The sequence below is a fragment of the Ruegeria sp. C8 genome (assembly GCF_056537565.1).
This window is the reverse complement of record NZ_JBQFRV010000012.1, coordinates 42276-57291: the sequence shown is the minus strand read 5'-3', so window position 1 is coordinate 57291 and position 15016 is coordinate 42276. Positions and strand designations below refer to the sequence as shown.

The following is a 15016-nucleotide window of genomic DNA, read 5'->3' as shown; positions in this document are numbered from 1 at the left end:
GTAGCCGCGTATTTCGGGCCTATCGGAGGCCAGTGTTCCCTTAAACCTAGGGTCATTCAAGGAAATGTTCGCGCAACCGGGGTTTCGCGGGCCCGCTCCGATCTGTTATGCCGCGCTGCAACATGAACCGTGCCGGAGCCGAGCATGAGCGCCACAGCCCGCAAAAAAGCCCCGAACGCCGAGGATATCCGCGCGCGTAAAGGCGGCGATCCTTTGGTCAGTCTGACGGCCTACACCACACCGATGGCCCGACTGATGGACGCCCATTGCGACTTTGTCCTTGTTGGCGACAGCGTCGGAATGGTGCTGCACGGGTTGGAATCGACCCTTGGCGTAACGATGGAGATGATGATCCTGCACGGTCAGGCCGTCGCGCGCGGGCTGGAAGGCGCGATGATGGTGATCGACATGCCGTTTGGCAGTTACGAAGAAAGCCCCGCGCTAGCCTTCCGCAATGCCGCCCGCCTGATGGCGGAAACCGGTGCGGGTGCGGTCAAGCTGGAAGGCGGGGTCGAGATGGCCGAAACCATCCGATTTCTGGTCAAGCGCGGCATTCCCGTCATGGCCCATATCGGCCTGACGCCGCAATCCATCAACACTCTGGGCGGCTATAAGGTGCAAGGCAGGGACGAACAGGCCGAAGCGGTTCTGGCTGATGCCGCCGCCGTGGCACAGGCAGGTGCGTTTTCGGTCGTGTTAGAGAAGGTTCCGCAAGGTCTGGCCGACCGGATCACGGCTGAGGTGGAAATCCCGACCATCGGCATCGGAGCCTCGGCCGGCTGTGATGGACAGATTCTTGTGGTCGACGACATGGTTGGCTTTTTCACCGCGTTCAAACCGAAATTCGTCAAACGCTACGCCGAACTTGGCCCATTGGCCGAAGCCGCCATTGCCGAATACGCCGCCGAGGTGCGCGCCCGCACCTTCCCTGCGGATGAGCATGTGTTTGCGGATCAGGCCCCCAAGGGCGCCAGCACATGACCGCGCCTATTCTGCGCCGATTGGCGGACCTGCGGGCCTTGACCACGCGATGGCACCGTGACGGAGAGGTCATCGGCGTCGTCCCCACAATGGGCGCGCTGCATCAGGGGCATTTGTCACTGGTTGAGGCGGCCAAGGCCGGATGCGACCGCGTGATTGTCACAATCTTTGTGAACCCCAAACAGTTCAACAACCCCGAGGATCTGGCCAACTACCCGCGCACCGAGCATGAGGACGCCGAAAAGCTCTCCCCCTATGGTGTTGACGCGATCTATGTGCCGGACCCGGATCAGATTTATCCCGAGGGGTTCTCGACGACTGTAGCGGTCGCGGGCCTGACCGATGTGATGGAGGGGCCCTTCCGCCCCGGTCACTTCGAAGGCGTCGCCACCGTGGTCGCCAAACTGTTCCTGCAAACCCAGGCGGACCGAGCCTATTTCGGGGAAAAAGACTACCAACAGCTGTTGGTCGTGCGGCGCATGGCCCGTGACTTGGATATCCCGATCGAGGTCGTCGGCTGCCCCACCGTACGTGAGCCATCAGGCTTGGCGATGTCCTCACGCAACCTGCGCCTCTCAGCCGAAGGTCTGCAGATCGCGGCGCAGAAGAACCAGATCATGCGCGAAATGGCAGAGGCGCTGTCACAGGGCGCGGATTTCGCGCCGCTTGCGCAAGCTGCACGGGACACCCTGGTTGAGGCGGGCTTCACCGAGGTCGAATATATCGACCTGCGCTGCTCTGAGACGCTGCAGGCCCTTTCCCGCGCAGACCGCCCGGCCCGCCTGTTCGTCACCGCCTGGGCGGATGGCGTTCGGCTGATCGACAATATACCGGTCGCTGCAGCCTGATTTCTGCTCTGGCCCCTGCGCGAGTGTTTGCGCTAAAGTCCCGCAAAACACCACCGGGGGAGGAACGCGGGCATGACATATATTCTGGCTATTGATCAGGGCACGACATCATCGCGCGCCATTTTGTTTGACGCTCAGATGCAGCGCGTGGGCACGGCGCAGCAGGAATTTCCCCAGCATTTCCCGCAGGAAGGCTGGGTTGAACATGATGTCGAGGATATCTGGAACAGCGTTCTGAGCGTTTGTCAGGAGGTGATGGAAACCACGGGCACAACGCCTGCGCAAATCGCCGGGATCGGCATCACCAACCAGCGTGAAACCACCGTTGTTTGGGACAAGTCCACCGGCAAGGCGATCCACAATGCCATTGTCTGGCAAGACCGCCGCACCGCCGATATATGCGCCCGCTACAAACAAGCCGGGTGCGAGGATGACGTGACCCTGCAAACCGGGCTGCTTTTGGACCCGTATTTCTCGGGCACCAAGGTCAAATGGCTGTTGGATACCGTTCCCGGCGCCCGCGAAAAGGCCGAAGCCGGAGAGTTGCTGTTCGGCACCATCGACAGTTTCCTGATCTGGCGGCTGACCGAAGGGCGTAAGCACGTCACCGATGCCACCAACGCCGCCCGGACCCTGTTGTTCGACATCCACAAAGGCGCATGGAGCGTTGAGATCTGCGATCTGCTGGACGTCCCGATGGCGATGCTGCCAGAGGTGCTGGATTGCGCCGCTGATTTCGGCGCGACAACGCTGCTTGGCGGCAATGTCCCTATTCTGGGCGTGGCCGGGGACCAGCAGGCCGCCACTATCGGACAGGCTTGCTTCCAGCCCGGCATGATGAAATCGACCTATGGGACTGGCTGCTTTGCCCTGTTGAACACCGGCACGCAGCCGGTTGCCTCGAAGAACCGTCTACTCACCACGATCGGGTATCAGCTGGATGGGCAACGGACCTATGCGCTAGAAGGCTCGATCTTTATTGCCGGGGCCGCCGTGCAGTGGCTGCGCGACGCGCTACAGATCATCGACTCGGCCCCGCAGAGCGGCGATCTGGCCAAGCAGGCCGATCCGAACCAGCACGTGGTGCTGGTGCCCGCCTTCACCGGGCTGGGCGCGCCCTACTGGAAACCGGATTGCCGTGGCGCAGTGTTCGGGCTGACCCGCAACTCGGGCCGGGCCGAAATCACCCGTGCCACACTGGAAAGCATCGCTTTCCAGACCCGAGACCTGTGGCACGCCATGCAGGGCGACTGGGGGGCCGAGGCAGAGGTGATCCTGCGCGTCGATGGCGGGATGAGCGCATCTGACTGGGCCATGCAGGGACTCTCGAACATTCTGGGCGCGCCAGTGGATCGGCCCGTGATGCAGGAAACAACCGCCTTGGGCGCGGCCTGGCTGGCGGGCATGAAGGCTGAAGTCTACCCTGATCAGGATGGTTTCGCCGAGACATGGCAGTTGGATCAAAGATTCGAGCCTGACATGCCGCAAGAGGATCGCGACGCCGCCTATTCCCGTTGGAAACGCGCCGTTCAGGCGGCCATGGCGTTCTGATCGGTCTCCAAACACCAAGTAGGCCGGGCTTCAGCCCGGCACCGCCCTCAACAGCGTTTCAATTTAGCTGTGATCTTTCATCAGCCGCTGCTTCTGCCGCGACCAATCCCGCTTGGCCTGAGTTTCGCGCTTGTCATGCAGCTTTTTACCCTTGGCGATCCCGATCTTCAGCTTCGCCCGGCCCTTGTGGTTGAAATACAGCACCAACGGCACCAGCGTCATGCCCTTGCGCTGGGTTGCATTCCAAAGGTTTGACAGCTCTTTGCGCGACACCAGCAGCTTGCGGCGGCGGCGCTCTTCATGCTTGAACACCTTGGCTTGCTCATAGGGGGCAATGTAGCTGTTGATCAGCCATAGCTCACCGTCGTCGACCGAGGCATAGCTTTCGGCGATGTTCGATCCGCCCGCCCGCAGGGATTTGACCTCAGAGCCCTCCAGCATGATGCCGCACTCGATATCCTCTTCGATTGCGTAATCGAAGCGGGCGCGCCGGTTCTCGGCGATGACTTTGTAATTCGGGTCTGTCTTCTGCTTGGCCATGACGCGATGATGTAGGCGGCTTGGGCGGTCCTTGCAAGGCGCAGCGCTTACCTCTTGGCCGAGATGATCAGATCTGGGCCAAAAATCGTGTCGGCATGGTTGGCGAGGTAGATCTTGAGCCACGGCGTAAAACGGGTGGGATGGCGGCGCACTTCGGCCAGCAGATCATGGTAGTCGATCCAGCGGATATCCATCACTTCGTCCGGGTTAGGCTCGATTTTCAACGGTCCACGGACATGGGCGAGGAAGACGTCAACGACCTCATGTTCCACCATGCTGTTGCCAACATCAGCGTGATATTCCAGCCGGTGGCGGTATTCCGGGTAAAGGCCGGTGATCCCTAATTCCTCACGCAGGCGACGTACAGCGCAGGCTGAGGCGCTTTCGTTCCAGTCGGGATGCGTGCAGCAGGTATTCGCCCAAAGACCCGGCGTGTGATATTTGCCCATGGCGCGACGCTGCAGCAGAATTTCGGTGCCCCGCACGACAAAGACAGACACGGCCTTGTGCTTGAGGCCCTTTTCATGCGCCTCCAGCTTGTCGACGGGGGTCAATTGGCCATCAACCCAGGCCGGAATCATCAATCCCATCTGTCATCTCCTGATGCCGATCCGCCGGAACAGCGGGAATTTGGGGTTATGTAGTGGCCAGATCGGCGTGGCGGTTCGGTGTCATAAGGCTGAGCACAGGCACCGCATGGAACGAAAGTGGCAATGATTGGTCAGGTTATCAATCGCACGAAAGGCCGCAGGTGTGCGGCCTTTCGTCATGTCCAACAGGATTTTCGGCCGATTTTACTGGCCAGAGACGCTCACGATGTAGGCATAGACATCCTCGCCGCCTTTTTTCAGACGGAACGACATCTTGGATTTGGCCGAGGTCTCGCCCAGGTAATCCTTCAGGAACGCTTTAGGGTCCTGCGAATAAGCGACGAAACTCTCTTCGTCCCAAACCAGCCCGTTTTCACCGGCAGCAACGATGCTGTCACCGTATTTGAATCCCTCATAGGTGCCCGCAGTCCGACCCGCGATGCCATAGAGGTTCGGCCCGGTCTTGCCGCCCTTGACGATCACTTCGCCCTCTGGGTCTGCGATCATGTGGCAGGATTTGCACTTGTTAAAGGCTTTCTTGCCTGCTTCGGCGTCGCCTTCCGCATAGGCTGGCAGGGCCAGCAGGCCGATGATTGCTGTAGCTAGGATGCGATTCATATTTTGGCTCCGATACTTGGTGGCTTGCGCAGATGGTGCTTTTGAACGGCCCAGAGTCAACGCGCAGATTGCCGCGCATACGCGCCTATAGGCGCTTGTACAGGCGTTTCTAATCTGTCGCGTTTAGAGTCGACCAGCAAGGTAGCAAATCGTCGTAGACAGGTGTCGCAAGATAAACCGCCCGCGCGATCGCCCGCGCCAGACAGAGAGAGGCCGCATGGCCGATCTGCCCAAGCTCGACCTCCGAGGTCATGGGCTTTGCCCCGGTGCTGACGCCAAACACCAGATCGCCATCGCCCGGCGTATGCGCGGGAACGATTGCGCGCGCGATCCCATCATGGGCGGCGACCGCCAGTCTCTGACATTGAGGTTTGGAGAGGGCCGCGTCGGTGGCAACGATTGCTATCGTCGTGTTGGCCCTCTGCGGGTCGGCACGCATGGCCTGCGACTTACGGCTGATTTGCGGTTGGCCCAGTCCGGCGCTGGGATCAGGCCCTAAACCGCCAAATTCATCGCCAATCTCGAACGGGGCGGCCCAGAAGTGGCGATCACCCGGCGTTGTCACACTACCCAGCGGGTTCGCTGCCACCAAAGCGCCAACGGTCACTCCGTTGTCCAAAACGAATGAGGTCGAGCCCAGCCCGCCTTTGTGCATCGCCGCCAAGGCTCCGGTCCCTGCCCCAGTTGTGCCCAAGGTGAAGTCCTCGCTGGCGGTTTCGAAAGCCTTGCGTCCCAAAGCGCGGTAAGGGTTTTCGTCCCACGACTTGTCACCGCCGTTCAACAGGTCGAACAAGATAGCGCCGGGGACAATTGGGACCCGGATGTCCCCAACGGGAAACCCCCGGCCTTGTGCCCGTAGCGCGTCCGAGACGCCCGAGCAGGCATCCAAACCAAAGGCCGATCCGCCGGACAAAGCGATGGCATCGACATGGGTGACGGATTTGTCGGGGGCCAGCAGGTCGGTTTCGCGCGTACCGGGGGCTCCGCCCATCACGTGAACCGAGGCAGTGAATGGTGCATCGGCAGTCAGAACGGTTGTGCCGGACTTCAGCGCTGTGTCCTGTGCGTTGCCGACCATAAGGCCGGGGACATCGGTGATCAGGTTTCGGAGTCCGGGGGTCATTTTCACCTTTTGTGTTGGGCCGAAAGCGCGCTGGCGCGCGCTGCCTCCGGCGGAGGTATTTTTGGCCAGATGAAGAGCGGATCAGATGCAGCGGCCACCGTCGACCTCAAGCGCTGTGCCGGTGATCATGCTGGCCTCGTCTGAGCAGAGGAACAGGGCCGCGTTGGCCATGTCCTGTGGGGTTGAAAAGCGGCCAAGAGGGATGGTCGAGAGGAACTTGGTGCGAATCTCGGGCGTGTCTTCGCCCATGAAGGATTTCAGCAGCGGCGTTTCCCCGGCAACCGGGCAGATGGCGTTGACCCGCACGCCGGAGGGGGCCAGCTCGACCGCCATGGTTTTCGTCGCGGTGATCATCCAGCCCTTGGAGGCGTTGTACCAGTTCAGATTGGGGCGCGGCGACAGCCCGGCAGTTGAGGCGACGTTGAGGATCGCCCCGGCGCCGCGCGCTTTCATCGCCGGGACAAAGGCGCGGGCGGTCAGGTAGACGGACTTCATGTTCACGTTGAATACGCGGTCAAAATCCTCTTCGCTCACGTCTTCCAGCGGGGTGGGCATGTGGGTGACGCCCGCGTTGTTGACCAGAATATCGAGCTGCCCAAAGGTGGCCTCGACCGCGTCGGCCATCGCCTGAACCGACGCGCCGTCGCTGACATCCACCCGCTGCGCTATGGCGGCGGAGCTCAGTTGGGCCGCCAGGTCCTGCGCCGCGTCGCCGTTGATGTCAGCGATCATCACGCGCGCGCCCTCGGCCAGAAACGTCTGTACGATCCCGGCCCCGAATCCAGATGCGCCGCCGGTTACGATTGCCGTTTTCCCCTCCAGCCTCATGGCGTTACCCTCCTGCCGTTTTTGCGGGTCAGAGTATCAACAGGTCGGCAAGATACCAGATCAATCTTCAGATACTTTGCCGCGCAGCGCCTTTACGTCGCCACGGGCCTTTTTCGCGGCGAGACGGCGTTTGGCCGAGCCGTAGGTGGGCTTGGTGGCAATCCGCCGCTTGGGTTTGACCAGCGCTCGGGCGATCAGCTCTGCCAATCGGTTGCGCGCAATTTCGCGGTTGCGGGCCTGAGAGCGGGTTTCTTCGCATTGAATGATGATCGCGCCATCCTTGGTCCAGCGCCGCCCGGCCAGACGTTTCAAGCGGTTCTTCACCGGATCCGGCAGGGATGGAGAGCGCGCGGCCTCAAACCGAAGCTCGACAGCGGTCGAAACCTTGTTGACGTTCTGCCCACCGGGACCGGAGGAGCGGACAAAGCTCTCGGTCATTTCCCAATCCTGCAGAATGATATCGTCTGTGATGCGCAACATGGGTCAGACCTTACAAGGCGCGGGAGGAAACAGAAAGGGCCGCCCCGGTGGGACGGCCCTTCGAAAGTACAAGGAGGTCGGGTCGGTTAGATCAATCGACCAGCCGGAGCGAGCGCTCCGCCAAGGGCTGCCCTAGCAGGCTTTCCCCCCGGTTGTTCCAACACCTCTCTCCAATCTCTTTCTTGACACTGGATCACCTCCTTTTCTATCTGTTGCGGTTAGTTTTGAGCCTGACACAAGATGCGCCATTCTCAAAGCACTTTTTTACGCAGGCTGTGCGGCGGTCAGACGGGCGACGATCACCTTGAACGGGATCAGGGCAATCAGGGCCAGTGACAGCTTCACCAGCCAGTCCGCAAAGGCCAGCGTGACCCACAGCGGAGCCATCGGGCCGGACAGCATGAACGGCACAGGCTCCCATGCCCAGTTGATTGCTGCGTCAGCGTTGGCGCCGAAGAAAGTGACCGAGGCCGAGAAGGCCAGTGTAAAGAAGATCGCAGTGTCCAGCGCCGATCCGACCAGAGTCGAAACCAACGGCGCTCGCCACCAGCGGCCACCACGCATGGCGTTGAACACAGTGACATCGGTCAGCTGCGCGATCAGGAAGGCGGTGCCCGAGGCAACAGCGATCCGCAGCGGTACGGCGGCATAGGTGAAACCATCGCCCTGCAGCATGATCTGGCTACCGATCAGCGAGCAGATGATACCGGTGACAAACCCGGCGAACACGACCTTGCGGGCCGGACCCACGCCATAGACGCGGTTCATGATGTCAGTGACCAGGAAGGCCAGCGGATAGGTGAAAGCACCCCAGGTCAGCAGACCGTCGAGGATCAGGAACTGAACCAGAATGTTCGAGGCCACAACAATGGCGGCCATGGCAAGGATGCCGGGAATATAAGAGCGTTGCATTTTCAGATGCCCGTTTTGACAAGGTAGCGGCGACTTGGCCAAGGGCTCATCCCAAGGCAAGCCGTGCGTTTAGACCCTTGGTCTGGTCCTGTCAATCGGGCAGGAGGTATTCCACCAGCTCAGTCCGCTGTAGCGCCAGAAAGTTATCGTCCGAGATCATCGTGGCGCGCAGGCGGTTCTGATCGTCGCGCCAGACCGACAGACCTTCGAGGTTGTCATATGTGCCGGTTTCGGTTTCCAGCAGAACCTCCTCGGCGCGAGGTGTGTCATTTGAGACGTCCCATCGGCGCAGTCGGGTCCGAAATCCGATGAATGCGACCGAGCGCTCCAACACATAGAAGCGCCCATCCGGGCCGAAATCAGCGGCAACGGGCAGGAAGCGACCCCGCTGTGGCAGGGTAAAAGGGGTCGTCCAGGTGGCCCCGTCCCAGCGAAAAACCGGTATATCGCCGCTCGCCGTGCGGGTTTTCTCCGGCAGGGTATAGAGGAGCCCTTGCCTGTCAATCGCCAGCCCTTCGAATGAGCCGTTGCGATCCAGCGCGCTGAAGGCTTGAGGGCGCGGCAGAACCTGCGCGTTGGCCTCCGGAGAGCTATAATAGGCCACGCGATGAACACCTTCGAAGGACACGAAAAAGCCGCCACCTGGCGCAAGGGCGATTCCTTCGGAATCCCCCGCCCGGCCGCTCAGCTTACGCCCCATGCTGGACAGAAGCGGCCCGCGGTTTTGCACTTCGACACCCGATATCGCATCTCCATCGCGGGTGATCCGGGCCGTGGCCAAGGTCGCACGGTCGCTCAGAATCGCAGCGTAGGATCCATCTTCGCTCAGGTGAATGGCTGAGAAACCCCCGAACCAATCACTTGCCTCAACCCATGTATAGCTGCCCAGATATGTGGCGCTTTTGACCTCAACCGCTGCGACCTGACCGGCCCACAAAGCAGCGGCAATCAGTTGGATGACAAAACGGTAGCGCATTGCTGGGGCAGATCGGCCAAAACATATTCGCGACGTTTCTTGGGCGCAGGTGCGTTCGGATCGGGTGGCGGAGGGTTGAGGATATTGTTGACCCATTCCTGCGCTTGTGCGCAGCCATCACCCTTTGGCGGCGGGTCCTGATTGACGCAGCCTTTAGACCCGCGCGGGCATTTCAGGCGCACATGGAAGTGGTAGTGATGCCCCCACCAAGGCCTGATCTTACGCAGATAAGCCCGGTTACCCTTCTCTTCCTTGCACATCTGAACTTTGGCACCGGGGAACACGAAAATCCGCGCGACGCGCTTGTCCTTTGCGGCTGCACGCAGCACAGCATGGTGCTGTTTGGTCCAGTTGCCGTTCACGAATGCTCCGTTCGCGCGACGCAGGGAAATGGACGAGATATTCTCACGCGCGTTACGCGACAGCCGCATGTTGTCTCCGGGCAGCATCCAGATATCGATATCCAGCCCCAACTGGTGCGAGCGATGGCCCGAGGTCATCGGCCCGCCCCGCGGCTGGCTGATATCCCCGACATAGAGACCATTCCAGCCCGGCTGCTTGGCCGCAAACCGGCTGAGGTCCTGCACGTAATCGATCGCCTCGGGATGACCCCAGTTGCGATTGCGCGACAGGCGCATGGCCTGCCATGTGGGCCCGGTTTCAGGCAGTTGCACCGATCCGGCGGCGCATCCGCGCGAATAACTGCCGAAAGCGGCCGGTTTTTGTTGTGAGCTTTGCTTTTGCGCCCCGAACAATTGCTTGGCCAGAGGCTGCGCCCCCGCCGTGCCTGCCCATGTGATCGTGGCTAATAGTGCCAAAAAACGTAGTAAAATCATCTGCTCTGATCCCCTTCCGGCTTTACCCAGCGCATCAGGAATAGACCCAGAATAAACAACAGAATGATTGGTGACACCCCTAGTCTTGCACTACCGGTCACAGTCGTTGCCACCCCGATCAGCAACGGCGCGGCAAAGGCAGTCGCACGGCCGGACAAGCCATAAAGGCCGAAGCTTTCAACCGGAGCTTCGGGATCGGTATGGCGCACCATCATTGAGCGGCTGGCGGATTGCAGAACCCCGCCCATCCCGCCGATCAGGATGCCACAGCCGAAAAACACCATGTCGGGCAGTCCGGACCCTTCAGGTAGCGCTACGCCATAGATCTGCGTCCGGTCCATCGAAACGACGGTGACGCAGACAAAGATCAGCACCCAGATTGCAACCAGAATGACAGGTTTAGGGCCGTATTTCCGATCCAACTTGCCACCGATCCACGCAAAAATGGCGGAGGCCAGAACGCTGACAATCCCGAAGACACCGATCTTGATCAGATCCCACTCCAGAACCAGCCGCGCATAGACCCCGCCAAAGCTATAAAGCCCGTTCAACGCGTCGCGGTAAAACATCGACGACCCGAGATAGGTCGCCAGACTGACCCGGTGCCGTAGGTTCGAGATTGAGTGCCCCAGCAGGCGTAGCGCCTCGGCGAAACTGCCGGTTTTCTCGGCTTTCGGGTCATCACGTACCCACAGGAAATAGGGCACCATGAACAAAACGAACCACGCGGCGGTGAAAGGTCCAACAAAGCGCGTACCCTCACGAGTGGCGGCATCAAGTCCCAGCGCAGGCTCCATCCCGATCAATGTCTTACCGCTGGGTTGTTCGACAAACAGCGCCAGCATGATCGCCAGAGAAATCAGCCCACCAAAATACCCGAAGGCAAAACCCGAGCCCGAGATCTCACCCACCTGACTATCATCGCCCAGATCAGGCAGCTGCGAGTTGATAAAGATCAGCGCATACTCTGCCCCGACAAAGCCCAGCCCGAAGGCCGACAGCATCAGCCACATGTTTGAACCGTCGGGCATCGTGTACCAAAGTGCGGCGGACCCCACCACATACATCACCGAAAACGCAAAAATCCACGGTATGCGGCGACCCGAAACATCTGCCATTGCCCCAAGCAGAGGCGCGCCGAAAGCGATGATCAGCCCGGTGATGGTCAGGCAATTGGCCCAGACCGTCTGCGCCCGTGCGGCGGCGGCTTGCGGGTCCAGCCCGGCATCGGTGAAATACCCTGCGGCGACTCCGGCGAAATAGGGGCCGAAAACAAAAGTGACCAGCAGCGTATGATAAGGCTGCGATGCCCAATCAAAAAACCACCAGCCCCAGATGCGCTTGCGATTGGAAATCTCTGCCATGACTGCCCCAGTTATTCTTTTGTCCAATAAGACGGGTGTTTGGCCCATTTCGCAAGCTTTCAGTTGGCGCAGGCTTGCTCTTTGCGGCGTGTGTGCTTAGGTCTTTTTCGGTGAAAGAACGGAGTACCCATGCTGTCGCTGATCCAAATCCTGCTGCTGATCCTGGACATTGTCTGGTTCATCATCCTCGCCCACGTGATCATGAGCTGGCTGATCAATTTCCAGGTGCTTAACCTGCACCAACAGCTGGTCGCGCAGATCTGGTACGGCCTGAACCGCATACTCGAACCGATCTACGGCCCCATCCGACGCATCCTGCCGAATATGGGCGGGCTGGATCTGACCCCTCTGGTCGTGCTGATCGGGGTCTATGCGGCGCGGATCATCCTGATCAACAATGCGGGCTATTTCGTCTGACCTCTTGTTCACCGAATCTTAGTGTGTGATTGTCCTTTCTTAAGAGCAGATAAACCTTAAAACAGGGCAACCCCGCACATGTTCGACGCCGCACCCCTGCTGCGAGATGTCTTTGGATTCGACGACTTCCGCCCCGGTCAGGAAGAGATCGTCGATGCCGTGACTGCAGGCGAAAACGTGCTGGCGATCATGCCAACGGGCGGCGGCAAATCCCTGTGTTTTCAATTACCTGCACTGCTGCGCGACGGTGTGACGGTGGTGATCTCTCCGCTGATCGCTTTGATGCGCGATCAGGTCCGAGGCTTGCAGGAGGCAGGGGTTGAAGCCGGGGCGCTGACCTCGGGCAACACGCCTGAGGAAACCGATGCAGTATGGGAGGCGCTCGAAGCCGGGCGGCTCAAGCTGCTTTACATGGCGCCCGAGCGTCTGGCGGCCGGGTCTGCACTGGGCATGTTGCGTCGGATCAATGTCAGCCTGATCGCTGTGGATGAGGCGCATTGCGTCAGCCAGTGGGGACACGATTTCCGCCCCGACTACCTGCGGATCGGAGAGTTGCGGCGCGCCCTGAACGTGCCTCTGGCCGCGTTCACCGCCACGGCGGATGCCGAAACGCAGGACGAGATCGTCGAGAAACTGTTCGACGGTGGCACCCCTCGCAAGTTCCTGCGCGGCTTTGATCGGCCCAACATCCATCTGGCATTTGCCGCCAAGGATGGTCCGCGCAAACAGATCCTCGACTTCGCCGCTGCGCGCAAAACCCAATCCGGCATCGTCTATTGCGGCACCCGAAACAAGACCGAGGTGCTGGCCAAGGCTCTGCGCGACGAAGGACATTCAGCCTGTCACTATCATGGCGGTATGGACCCCGAGGACCGGCGCATTGTCGAAACGCGTTTTGCGCGCGAGGACGGGCTGATCGTCGTCGCCACCGTCGCCTTCGGGATGGGCATAGACAAACCCGATATCCGCTGGGTCGCCCATGCTGACCTGCCCAAATCCATCGAGGCCTACTACCAAGAGATCGGCCGCGCCGGGCGCGACGGCGGCCCGGCTGAAACCCTGACCCTGTATGGTCCCGATGACATTCGCTTGCGTCGGTCGCAGGTAGATGAAGGCCTCGCCCCACCAGAACGGCGCATGGCCGATCATGCACGCCTGAACGCACTGCTAGGTCTTGCCGAAGCGCTGGTGTGCCGTCGTCAGACTCTGCTGGGCTATTTCGGAGAAACAACCGAACCCTGCGGAAAGTGCGATCTGTGCGACACTCCACCCGAGGTTTTTGATGGCACAACTCCCGTCCGTATGGCGCTGTCGGCGATCCTGCGGACCGAGGAATGGTTTGGCAGTGGCCATCTGATCGACATCCTTCTGGCCAATGAAACCGACAAGATCCGCGCGCGCCGCCATGATACGCTGTCGACCTGGGGTATCGGCAAAGACTGGTCGCGCCCGCAATGGCAGGCGATCTTTCGGCAGATGATGGGCCATGATCTGGTCCGCCCCGACCCCGAACGCCACGGTGCCCTGCGCATGACCGAGGCCGCCAAACCGATCCTGAAGGGTGAGGCGCAGATCAACCTACGCAAGGATACGATCCGCAAAGCCGCGCGCCGCCCGGCGGTCAAGGAGATGGTTGCCGAGGAAGACGCTCCGCTGCTCTCTGCCCTCAAGGCCAAGCGCCGCGCTTTGGCCGAAGCCGCGCGCGTGCCTGCCTATGTCATCTTCCCCGACCGCACCCTGATCGAAATGGCCGAGAAACGCCCGCAAACACTGGACGGCATGGCCCGGATCGGAGGGGTCGGGGCCAAAAAGCTTGAACGCTATGGCGACACCTTCCTTGAGGTCATCGCCGGGGCCGTCGAAGCGGTCCACCCTGTGCGGCGCAAGCTGGCCGGGCGCGAGCAGGGCGAAATCTATGATCGCCTGCTTGAGGTGCAGTCACAATTGTCCCGCGGGCCAGATGGGATCGACAAGCCGCTCAGCTGCACGGCCTCGCAACTGGCGAAGGTGGCGCAGATGCGGCCCGATGACTCACGCGGGATCGAACAAGTGTTGGGCGATCGTCGTCACGAAAGGTTTGGGGCGGCCTTTCTGGACGTGCTGCGGCAAGAGGGCTAAATACGCCCTATCAGGCAAGGAACGAGGGCGGATATGCTGGTAGTGATTTCCCCGGCCAAGCGGCTGGACTGGGCAGAACGGGATGTTGAGGCCACGCAGCCCGACTTTCAGGACGATGCGATCCGTCTGTCCAAGACCGCGCGCAACCTGACACTGGGCGACCTCAAGAAACTGATGGACCTCAGCGATGATCTGGCCCGGCTGAACCGGGACCGCTATCGCGCTTTCGCCGACGCACCCGAGCTTGAGGCCACCCGCCCCGCCGCACTGGCCTTTGCCGGTGACACCTATCAGGGGCTGGAAGCGGCCTCACTGGACGCTGATGAGATGGCATGGGCGCAGGACCACCTGCGAATCTTGTCCGGCCTTTACGGCGTACTGCGCCCTCTGGACGCGATTCAGCCCTATCGGTTGGAAATGGGCAGTAAGCTGAAAACTCGGCGCGGCAAGAACCTTTATGAATATTGGCGCGATCAACTCAGCAAAGCACTGAATGCGCAAGGGGCTGAGGTTGGCAGCGAGGTCCTGATTAACTGCGCCAGTCAGGAATATTTCGGGGCAGTCGATCTGAAAGCGCTGAACCTGAAGGTCATCACTCCGGTCTTCATGGAAGACAAAGCTGGTACGCCGAAAATCGTCAGCTTTTTCGCCAAAAAAGCGCGCGGTGCGATGGCGCGGTATATCATTCAACATCGCCTGACCGATCCGGCCGGTTTGCTGGATTTTGACAGTGGCGGCTATAAATACCGGCCCGATCTATCGGAGGACGACAAGCCCGTTTTCGTGCGCCCTTACACCGCGTAGAGGGCAGGAAGCGAGGGGCCAGCCCCTCGC

At 60.6% G+C, this 15016-nt stretch carries 16 protein-coding genes; 6 read left to right on the top strand and 10 right to left on the bottom strand.

All coding sequences use genetic code 11. The features are described 5' to 3' along the window. Nucleotides 1-144: 144 nt before the first annotated feature. The 3 genes from panB to glpK all read left to right on the top strand — a co-directional run bounded on the left by panB (nucleotide 145) and on the right by glpK (nucleotide 3380). Nucleotides 145-981 carry a 3-methyl-2-oxobutanoate hydroxymethyltransferase gene (gene panB, locus ACR0KL_RS15790; RefSeq protein ID WP_480777249.1) on the top strand — a complete coding sequence of 279 codons (837 nt, stop codon included), beginning with the start codon at nucleotides 145-147 and terminating at the stop codon, nucleotides 979-981. Then, entirely contained in the window at nucleotides 978-1829 is an 852-nt protein-coding gene (gene panC / locus ACR0KL_RS15785) for a pantoate--beta-alanine ligase (protein ID WP_170679496.1), read from the top strand. Before panB ends, panC begins: the two co-directional genes overlap by 4 nt. A gap of 72 nt (nucleotides 1830-1901) precedes the next feature. Next, nucleotides 1902-3380, top strand: coding sequence for a glycerol kinase GlpK (gene glpK, locus ACR0KL_RS15780; protein WP_480777248.1), 1479 nt, complete (start codon nucleotides 1902-1904; stop codon nucleotides 3378-3380). A 63-nt stretch (nucleotides 3381-3443) separates the two neighbouring features. Here glpK and smpB read toward each other — a convergent pair whose 3' ends face one another. The 10 genes from smpB to ACR0KL_RS15730 form a co-directional block, all read right to left on the bottom strand. Then, nucleotides 3444-3920 (bottom strand): SsrA-binding protein SmpB, encoded by a 477-nt coding sequence (gene smpB / locus ACR0KL_RS15775; RefSeq protein ID WP_170379480.1) that lies wholly within the window; start codon nucleotides 3918-3920, stop codon nucleotides 3444-3446. A 47-nt stretch (nucleotides 3921-3967) separates the two neighbouring features. Continuing rightward, nucleotides 3968-4510 (bottom strand): isopentenyl-diphosphate Delta-isomerase, encoded by a 543-nt coding sequence (gene idi / locus ACR0KL_RS15770; RefSeq protein WP_170459547.1) that lies wholly within the window; start codon nucleotides 4508-4510, stop codon nucleotides 3968-3970. A 204-nt stretch (nucleotides 4511-4714) separates the two neighbouring features. Next, nucleotides 4715-5128, bottom strand: coding sequence for a cytochrome c family protein (locus ACR0KL_RS15765; RefSeq protein WP_170679500.1), 414 nt, complete (start codon nucleotides 5126-5128; stop codon nucleotides 4715-4717). Nucleotides 5129-5237: 109 nt separating this feature from the next. After that, entirely contained in the window at nucleotides 5238-6251 is a 1014-nt protein-coding gene (locus ACR0KL_RS15760; protein WP_170679502.1) for a P1 family peptidase, read from the bottom strand. 81 nt (nucleotides 6252-6332) lie between these two features. Then, entirely contained in the window at nucleotides 6333-7079 is a 747-nt protein-coding gene (locus ACR0KL_RS15755) for an SDR family oxidoreductase (RefSeq protein ID WP_170679504.1), read from the bottom strand. Nucleotides 7080-7139: 60 nt separating this feature from the next. After that, nucleotides 7140-7559: an alternative ribosome rescue aminoacyl-tRNA hydrolase ArfB gene (arfB, locus tag ACR0KL_RS15750; protein ID WP_170679506.1), complete on the bottom strand. Its 420-nt coding sequence runs from the start codon at nucleotides 7557-7559 to the stop codon at nucleotides 7140-7142. A 264-nt stretch (nucleotides 7560-7823) separates the two neighbouring features. Beyond that, complete coding sequence (locus tag ACR0KL_RS15745; protein WP_170379493.1) at nucleotides 7824-8471, bottom strand: queuosine precursor transporter; 648 nt, start codon at nucleotides 8469-8471, stop codon at nucleotides 7824-7826. A gap of 91 nt (nucleotides 8472-8562) precedes the next feature. Beyond that, nucleotides 8563-9447, bottom strand: coding sequence for an esterase-like activity of phytase family protein (locus ACR0KL_RS15740; protein ID WP_170679508.1), 885 nt, complete (start codon nucleotides 9445-9447; stop codon nucleotides 8563-8565). Then, nucleotides 9420-10283, bottom strand: a complete 864-nt coding sequence (gene mepA, locus ACR0KL_RS15735) for a penicillin-insensitive murein endopeptidase (protein WP_170679510.1) — start codon at nucleotides 10281-10283, stop codon at nucleotides 9420-9422. The genes ACR0KL_RS15740 and mepA overlap by 28 nt, the downstream gene beginning before the upstream one ends. Then, complete coding sequence (locus tag ACR0KL_RS15730) at nucleotides 10280-11647, bottom strand: MFS transporter (protein ID WP_170679512.1); 1368 nt, start codon at nucleotides 11645-11647, stop codon at nucleotides 10280-10282. The genes mepA and ACR0KL_RS15730 overlap by 4 nt, the downstream gene beginning before the upstream one ends. A 129-nt stretch (nucleotides 11648-11776) precedes the next feature. On the opposite strand from ACR0KL_RS15730, the gene ACR0KL_RS15725 reads away from it, so the two are divergent. The 3 genes from ACR0KL_RS15725 to yaaA all read left to right on the top strand — a co-directional run bounded on the left by ACR0KL_RS15725 (nucleotide 11777) and on the right by yaaA (nucleotide 14986). Continuing rightward, nucleotides 11777-12064 (top strand): YggT family protein, encoded by a 288-nt coding sequence (locus ACR0KL_RS15725; RefSeq protein ID WP_170472916.1) that lies wholly within the window; start codon nucleotides 11777-11779, stop codon nucleotides 12062-12064. Between the two features lie 78 nt (nucleotides 12065-12142). Continuing rightward, entirely contained in the window at nucleotides 12143-14182 is a 2040-nt protein-coding gene (recQ, locus tag ACR0KL_RS15720; protein WP_170679514.1) for a DNA helicase RecQ, read from the top strand. A gap of 33 nt (nucleotides 14183-14215) precedes the next feature. Then, the gene (gene yaaA, locus ACR0KL_RS15715) at nucleotides 14216-14986 is read left to right on the top strand and encodes a peroxide stress protein YaaA (RefSeq protein ID WP_170679516.1); all 771 of its coding nucleotides are present in this window, start codon (nucleotides 14216-14218) and stop codon (nucleotides 14984-14986) included. Nucleotides 14987-15016 lie beyond the last annotated feature (30 nt).

Bases quoted from the DNA above. Each gene is read 5' to 3' on its own strand.
- ACR0KL_RS15765 (WP_170679500.1), bottom strand. From the start codon at position 5,128: ATGAATCGCATCCTAGCTACAGCAATCATCGGCCTGCTGGCCCTGCCA.
- ACR0KL_RS15755 (WP_170679504.1), bottom strand. From the start codon at position 7,079: ATGAGGCTGGAGGGGAAAACGGCAATCGTAACCGGCGGCGCATCTGGA.
- ACR0KL_RS15745 (WP_170379493.1), bottom strand. From the start codon at position 8,471: ATGCAACGCTCTTATATTCCCGGCATCCTTGCCATGGCCGCCATTGTT.
- panC (WP_170679496.1), top strand. From the start codon at position 978: ATGACCGCGCCTATTCTGCGCCGATTGGCGGACCTGCGGGCCTTGACC.
- recQ (WP_170679514.1), top strand. From the start codon at position 12,143: ATGTTCGACGCCGCACCCCTGCTGCGAGATGTCTTTGGATTCGACGAC.
- mepA (WP_170679510.1), bottom strand. From the start codon at position 10,283: ATGATTTTACTACGTTTTTTGGCACTATTAGCCACGATCACATGGGCA.
- ACR0KL_RS15740 (WP_170679508.1), bottom strand. From the start codon at position 9,447: ATGCGCTACCGTTTTGTCATCCAACTGATTGCCGCTGCTTTGTGGGCC.
- yaaA (WP_170679516.1), top strand. From the start codon at position 14,216: ATGCTGGTAGTGATTTCCCCGGCCAAGCGGCTGGACTGGGCAGAACGG.
- idi (WP_170459547.1), bottom strand. From the start codon at position 4,510: ATGGGATTGATGATTCCGGCCTGGGTTGATGGCCAATTGACCCCCGTC.
- ACR0KL_RS15725 (WP_170472916.1), top strand. From the start codon at position 11,777: ATGCTGTCGCTGATCCAAATCCTGCTGCTGATCCTGGACATTGTCTGG.
- panB (WP_480777249.1), top strand. From the start codon at position 145: ATGAGCGCCACAGCCCGCAAAAAAGCCCCGAACGCCGAGGATATCCGC.
- ACR0KL_RS15730 (WP_170679512.1), bottom strand. From the start codon at position 11,647: ATGGCAGAGATTTCCAATCGCAAGCGCATCTGGGGCTGGTGGTTTTTT.
- glpK (WP_480777248.1), top strand. From the start codon at position 1,902: ATGACATATATTCTGGCTATTGATCAGGGCACGACATCATCGCGCGCC.
- arfB (WP_170679506.1), bottom strand. From the start codon at position 7,559: ATGTTGCGCATCACAGACGATATCATTCTGCAGGATTGGGAAATGACC.
- ACR0KL_RS15760 (WP_170679502.1), bottom strand. From the start codon at position 6,251: ATGACCCCCGGACTCCGAAACCTGATCACCGATGTCCCCGGCCTTATG.
- smpB (WP_170379480.1), bottom strand. From the start codon at position 3,920: ATGGCCAAGCAGAAGACAGACCCGAATTACAAAGTCATCGCCGAGAAC.